The organism is Micromonospora sp. ATLC20 (assembly GCF_057196585.1).
This window is the reverse complement of the sequence record NZ_JBXUOV010000033.1, coordinates 36,168-42,521: the sequence shown is the minus strand read 5'-3', so window position 1 is coordinate 42,521 and position 6,354 is coordinate 36,168. Positions and strand designations below refer to the sequence as shown.

Sequence of the window (6,354 nt, the reverse complement as noted above, 5' to 3'; positions counted from 1 at the left end):
GACCCGCCGCCGCACCCCCGCCCCCGCCGCGGGGGGGGGGGCCGGGGGCGGGGGCCGGCCCCCGCGCCCGCATCTCCGCCCCCCACCCCTCCCGCTTCTCCCGTTGATCATGAAGTTGGCGGCACTGGGCGTCCGATTTGTCCCCGCCAACTTCATGATCGACCGAGAGGGGGGCGGGCGGGACCGCGCGGGGGTGGGCGGGAAGCGCGGGGTCAGGCTGGGGAGAAGGCTGCCCGGCGGCGGGCGTCGACCTCGGCGGCCAGCTCCGGGGCGCGCTCCAGCGCCGCCGGGAAGCCGCAGGCGGCGAGCCAGTTCGCCAGCATCAGGTGACCGCCCTCGGTCAGCACCGACTCCGGGTGGAACTGCACGCCCTCGATCGGCAGCGTGCGGTGCCGCATCGCCATCACCACGCCGGAAGCGGTCCGGCCGGTGACCTCCAGCTCGTCGGGGAGCGTCTCGGGCAGTACGGCCAGCGAGTGGTACCGGGTGGCGGTGAACGGGTCGGGCAGCCCGGCGAGCACGCCCACGCCGTCGTGGCGTACCTCCGAGGTCTTGCCGTGCAGCAGTTCCGGTGCGCGGGCGACCGTCGCGCCGAACGCCTCACCGATCGCCTGGTGACCGAGGCAGACGCCGAAGATCGGGAGCTTGCCGGCGTACTCGCGGATCACGTCCAGGCAGATGCCGGCCCGGTCCGGGCTGCCCGGACCGGGCGACAGCAGGACGCCGGCGGCACCGGCGCGGCCCACCTCGGCGACGTCGATCTCGTCGTTGCGCCGCACCTCGCAGTCGGCGCCGAGCTGGCCCAGGTACTGCACGAGGTTGAAGACGAACGAGTCGTAGTTGTCGATCACCAGTACGCGCATCGCTGTCACCTGTTCGGGGTGGAGGGTGGGGCGTTGTTCGTCTCGGTGCTGTACGGCAGCTCCTCCTCGCCGGGCAGCCCGGTGGGTTCGGTGATCCCACCGTCACCCGGTACGCCGGAGTCCTGCGTGACCTGCACGTCGTCGAAGGGCAGCAGCGGCTCGGCCCACGGGAAGACCACGAACCAGAGCAACGCGACGGTGGCGGTGGCCAGCACCAGCGAGCCGAACAGCTTGCCGGGCAGCCCGAACGGCAGTTTGCGCCAGATCCACGAGTACACGGCTCACGCCTCCAACTCGGCCGGGCGGCCCGCCGACTTGGCCTGCGTGTGGTCCAGCCGCGCGTGGATGACCAACCGCTGGTAGTTGTCGAACTTCGGGTTGCAGGTGGTGAGCGTCAGCAGCTTCTCGGTGGCCTTCTGGCCCGCCTTGCCGGGCACCGGCGCGACCACCTCCACCTGCGACGGCTTGACGATTCGCTGCTCGTAGACCCGGTAGACGAGCCAGTCGGTCCTGGTCTCGACCACTATCGCGTCGCCGGTCTTCAACTCGTCCAGCCGCCAGAACGTGGAGCGGATGCGGTGACCGGCGACGGAGAAGTTGCCCACCTCGCCGGGCATGGCGCTGTCCGGGTAGTGGCCCGGGGCGTACCGGATGTCCTCCGGGCTGACCCCCTCGACCACCACCCAGTGCTTCTCGAACTTGGGGATGTATAGGCCGGCGACCGGCTTCCCCTTGGCCGGTGGCTTCGGCTTCACAGTGGGCCCGGTGGTCGGGCCGACGGTCGGGTCCGCGGTCGCGCCCCACTCCTGGGCGAGCTGGCTGTTCAGGTCGTTCTGGCGGGCCTCGACGATGACTGCCTTGCCCCAGATCTCGTACCCGGCGAACAGGAGTACCACCAGCCCGAAGGTGATCAGCAGTTCGCCGGTGCCCCGCACGACGGTGCGCAGCCGGGAGCCGACGGTCGGGCGGGTCAGCTCGGAGTAGACGCTGCGGTATCCGTCGCCGGTCTGCTCGGGCCGCAGTTGCACCACCCGCTCGCCGCGCCGGGGGCGGGGCGGTTCGGCGGGCGGTTCGGCGCCATCGCCGCCGCCGTCCCCGTTCTCGGGGGGCGGGGGCACCGCGCCCATCAGCCCGGTGGCGTCCAGGTGGGGGTCCACGGGTGGGCGGGTGACGGCGGGCAGCACCGCCGTGGCTCCAGGGTCGGCCGGAGGGTTCCGGTCCGCGCCGGTCGGCCCACCGAGAGGGGGTACGCCGGGCGGCCGTCCCTCACCCCCCGCCGGTCGGCGACCGTCCTGCGGCGGGCGTCCGCCGGCCTCCCACGGGTGGGTGCCGTTCTGTGGTGGCTGTCCACCGCGGCCACCACGCTCGGGCGGGATCGCCCCACCTGTGGAATGGCGGACGGCGAACTGCTGCGTAGGGCCGTGATGTCCGGCGCCCTGGTGTGCCGGGCCGGCCGGGTGGGGCGTACCCCTGGGGGGAAGCTCGCCGGCCTGCGGGCGGAACCGGGGGTCGGCCTCGGGGCGGGAGGCGCTCGCCGGTTGATGCGCCTGACTGCCCGGCCACGGCGGCGGCGGGGCGGTCCGTGGCGGGGCGGAAGGCGGTGGGCCGGTCCGTGGCGGGGCGGGCCGGGTGTCCCGGCCGCGTCGGGCCGGGGCGGTGTGGGCCGGGCCGGCGTCGGGCCAGGGCAGGTCGAGCGGCTGTGGCGACGCCGGGGCCGGACGCTCGACGCGGGGAAGGAACGCGGTGGGCTCCTCCCGGCGGTCGTGGCCGGCGCGTTCCCGGGGGTCGCCGCCGGTCACCGGGGCACCGTCGCCGACTGCAATGCGGTGGAGTCCTCGAACGCGGGCACGGTGACGGTGGAGACGCGCTCGACGTACCCGAGTTGGTAGTGGTCGGCCACTTCCTTGAACACCCGCACTCCCTCAGAGGCGGCGAGCGCCCGCTGGAGTTCCGCGGGATCGCCGATTGCCACGATCTTGAAAGGAGGGGAGTACACCCGGCCGTGCAGCAGCAGGGTGTTACCGACGCAGCGTACCGCGCTGGTGCTCAGCACGCGGACGTTCATGATTGACATGGCCTCCGCGCCGCCGGCCCAGAGCGCGTTGACGACCGCCTGGACGTCGCCCTGGTGCACCACCAGGTCGTCGTTGCTGGCGCCCTTCGGCAGCGGCTGGTCGGGCCGGCGGTCGGCGTCGTTCAGCTCGACGGTCACGCCGCTGCCGGTGAGCGCGGTGAACCCGGCGCCCTGCCGGCTCGCGGCGGCCCGGTCCCGCTCGGTCTTGATCGGCCCGTCGGCGCCGGCGAGTGCTTCGGTCTGCTCCTCCACCTCGGCGCGGAGCCGGGCGGCCTTCGCCTCGCTGGCGGCGACCTCCTCGCGGCGGTCCTCGATCAGCTGGGTGAGCTGGGGCCGGCGGTCCTCACGCAGGGAGGTGCCGCCCGCGGTGGTGGCGGTGGTGGTGAACAGCAGACCGGCCGCGGCGGCGATCAGGGGCACGCCGACGGACCAGCCGGGGCGGCGCTGGCGTGCGCGCCGGGGCAGCAGGGCGGCTGCCGCGCGGCGGAGGACCTTCTGCCAGGAGGCGGCGCCGGACGTGTACTCCACCGGGCGTTCCCTTTCCCGTCGTCTCGTTCCGGCCCGCGCCGGTGCGAGCCGACCTGCTCGACCCGGAAAGTCCGCTCTTTCCGGTTACTGAGTGCACCGGCCTGGCCCCATTCGTGGCCTGGACGGTCCGTCGGGACTACGCTAGCTGTCGAACATTATTGGCCATGGACCGTCGCCCTCGCGCCCGGTTGTCAGGCCGGACGAGGTCGTACCCCCCTCTGGAGAGCGTCGTGCCCAAGTCTCAGGTCCGCAAGAAGAAGGTGTACACCCCGCCGACGGATGTCCGTCCGACGGCGACGGCGTCGACGCGCAAGCCTAGCCCCATCTGGCTGCCGGCTACCGCGGTCGCGCTGATCGTGGTGGGCATCGGCTGGCTGGTGCTCTACTACCTCTCCGAGCAGGCGTACCCGGTCGCCAGCTGGGGTTACTGGAACCTCGCCGTGGGCTTCGGCGCGATGGTCTCGTCGCTGATCCTGCTCTCGCGCTGGCGCTGATCCGGCGCTGCCCCACCCCGGCGTAGGTCACGCCACGCCGCCCCTGCACGGCGCTTCGACGCCGCTCCACCTATGGTGTGCGCAGGGCGGCGTGGCCTGGTGCGAGAAGACTCACGTTACTGCTGGGTAACCTTGCGCGTAGGCTGCACGGACAAGCAGCAGACCGGGAGGCCAACTCGATGGGCAGCGTCCAGATCGTCACCACGATCCTCGCGGCCGCCATCACCGCTGTTGCGGTGTGGCTTGCGGTGCGCGCGGTCATGAAGATGACCGCGGTCATCCGGCTCGGCCAGCCCGCGCCGGAGCGGTTCGGCGACAAGGGCGCGCGTACGAAGAAGATGCTGGTGGAGACCGCCGGTCACACCCGCATGCTCAAGTGGAGCGTGGTCGGCGCCGCCCACTGGTTCGTGATGGTCGGCTTCATCGTGCTGTCGCTGCTGGTGCTGGAGGCCTACTTCGAGGTGGTCTCCACCGGCGGCGGGCTGCCGATCATCGGGCACTGGACGATCTTCGGCCTGGTCACCGAGTGGATCGGCATCCTCGGCCTGGCCGGCATCCTGGTGCTGATGGCGATCCGGCTGCGCAACCGGCCGGGACGCGCGGAGAACCGCTCCCGGTTCACCGGCTCGACCATGTGGCAGGGCTACTTCGTCGAGTGGGTCGTCCTGCTGGTCCTGATCTTCGGGTTCGTGATCCGCGGCTTCAAGGTCGCCACCGACCACTTCGAGTACCCGGTCTGGGCCGCCCCGCTCAGCCACGCGGTCGGCTCGGTCCTCCCGAACTGGGAGGCGGGCGTCAGCGTCGCCGCGCTCATCAAGATCGCCATCTCGATGACCTGGCTCATCGTGATCTCGCTGAACGTCACCATGGGCGTGGCCTGGCACCGTTTCCTGGCCTTCCCGAACATCTTCTTCAAGCGCGACCCGGAGAAGCCGGCCGGTTCCGGCCTGGGCCCGCTGCGTCCGATGACCAGCGAGGGCAAGCCGCTGGACTTCGAGGAGGCCGACCCGGAGAAGGACCAGTTCGGTGTCGCCCAGGTCGAGCAGTTCACCTGGAAGGGCCTGCTGGACTTCAGCACCTGCACCGAGTGCGGTCGCTGCCAGTCGCAGTGCCCCGCCTGGAACACCGGCAAGCCGCTGTCGCCGAAGCTGCTGGTGCTGAGCCTGCGCGACCACGCGTACGCCAAGGCGCCGTACCTGCTGGCCGGTGGCGGCAAGGACCTGACCGGCGAGGAGAAGGCCACGCAGGAGCAGTTGGCCGGCGTGGACGTGCTCGCGATGGCCGAGGCGGACCGGCCGCTGGTCGGCACCGCCGAGGAGGGTGGTGTCATCGACCCGGACGTGCTCTGGTCCTGCACCACCTGCGGCGCCTGCGTCGAGCAGTGCCCGGTCGACATCGAGCACGTGGACCACATCGTCGACATGCGCCGCTACCAGGTGCTGATCGAGTCGAGCTTCCCGTCCGAGGCCGGCGTCATGCTCCGCAACCTGGAGAACAAGGGCAACCCGTGGGGCGCCCCGCAGAACACCCGCGAGGACTGGACCAAGGGCCTCGGCTTCGAGGTGCCGCGCGTCGGCGAGGTCGACGACTTCGAGTACCTGTTCTGGGTCGGCTGCGCCGGCGCGTTCGAGGACCGGGCCAAGAAGACCACCCGCGCGGTCGCCACGCTGCTGAACGAGGCGGGCGTCAAGTTCGCCATCCTCGGCGAGGGCGAGACCTGCTCCGGCGACCCGGCTCGCCGCATCGGCAACGAGTTCGTCTTCCAGATGCTGGCCCAGCAGAACGTCGAGACGCTGAACGAGGCGTTCGAGGGTCGGGAGAAGAGCAAGCGCAAGATCGTCGCTACCTGCCCGCACTGCTTCAACACCCTGGGCAACGAGTACGGCCAGCTCGGCGGCGAGTTCGAGGTCGTGCACCACACCCAGCTGCTGGCCCACCTGGTCAGCGCCGGCAAGCTCACCCCGGTGCAGCCGGTCGACGGCGGCGTGACCTACCACGACCCGTGCTACCTGGGCCGCCACAACCGGATCTTCGCCGCGCCGCGTGAGGTGCTCGGCGAGTCGACCCAGGGCGAGCTGACCGAGATGCCGCGCAACAGCGAGCGCTCCTTCTGCTGCGGCGCCGGCGGCGCCCGGATGTGGATGGAGGAGAAGATCGGCAAGCGGATCAACGTGGACCGGGTCGAGGAGGCCATGTCCACCGGGGCGAAGACCATCGCGGTCGGCTGCCCGTTCTGCTCGACGATGCTGAACGACGGCGTGAACGGCAAGGGCGCGGGCGAGCAGGTCGAGGTCGTCGACGTGGCGAGTGTGCTGCTGCGCTCGGTCAAGCCGGAGGCCCCGGCCGGTGAGCCGGAGGCCGCGCCGGCCGCGAGCTGAGGCGTACCCCGGCAGGA

Annotated in this window: 6 protein-coding genes; 2 read left to right on the top strand and 4 right to left on the bottom strand. The window is 71.8% G+C overall.

Annotated elements, in window-relative coordinates; translation table 11 throughout:
* Window positions 1-212: 212 nt before the first annotated feature.
* Genes AC2CHG_RS10470 through AC2CHG_RS10455 form a run of 4 tightly spaced genes read right to left on the bottom strand, consistent with a single transcriptional unit; the run spans window position 213 to window position 3,465 of the window.
* Window positions 213-863 (bottom strand): aminodeoxychorismate/anthranilate synthase component II, encoded by a 651-nt coding sequence (locus AC2CHG_RS10470; protein ID WP_114919202.1) that lies wholly within the window; start codon window positions 861-863, stop codon window positions 213-215.
* A gap of 5 nt (window positions 864-868) precedes the next feature.
* The gene (locus tag AC2CHG_RS10465) at window positions 869-1,141 is read right to left on the bottom strand and encodes a hypothetical protein (RefSeq protein ID WP_013473364.1); all 273 of its coding nucleotides are present in this window, start codon (window positions 1,139-1,141) and stop codon (window positions 869-871) included.
* Between the two features lie 3 nt (window positions 1,142-1,144).
* Window positions 1,145-2,662 (bottom strand): class E sortase, encoded by a 1,518-nt coding sequence (locus AC2CHG_RS10460; protein ID WP_484524638.1) that lies wholly within the window; start codon window positions 2,660-2,662, stop codon window positions 1,145-1,147.
* Window positions 2,659-3,465 carry a DUF881 domain-containing protein gene (locus tag AC2CHG_RS10455; protein ID WP_013283315.1) on the bottom strand — a complete coding sequence of 269 codons (807 nt, stop codon included), beginning with the start codon at window positions 3,463-3,465 and terminating at the stop codon, window positions 2,659-2,661. The genes AC2CHG_RS10460 and AC2CHG_RS10455 overlap by 4 nt, the downstream gene beginning before the upstream one ends.
* A gap of 230 nt (window positions 3,466-3,695) precedes the next feature.
* Here AC2CHG_RS10455 and AC2CHG_RS10450 point away from each other — a divergent pair, with 230 nt between their 5' ends.
* Together AC2CHG_RS10450 and AC2CHG_RS10445 are read left to right on the top strand one after the other, a co-directional pair.
* Window positions 3,696-3,959, top strand: a complete 264-nt coding sequence (locus tag AC2CHG_RS10450; protein ID WP_135242661.1) for a cell division protein CrgA — start codon at window positions 3,696-3,698, stop codon at window positions 3,957-3,959.
* Between the two features lie 179 nt (window positions 3,960-4,138).
* A complete protein-coding gene (locus AC2CHG_RS10445; RefSeq protein WP_355513592.1) occupies window positions 4,139-6,337 on the top strand; it encodes a (Fe-S)-binding protein in 2,199 nt (732 codons plus the stop codon).
* The last annotated feature ends 17 nt before the right edge of the window (window positions 6,338-6,354 follow it).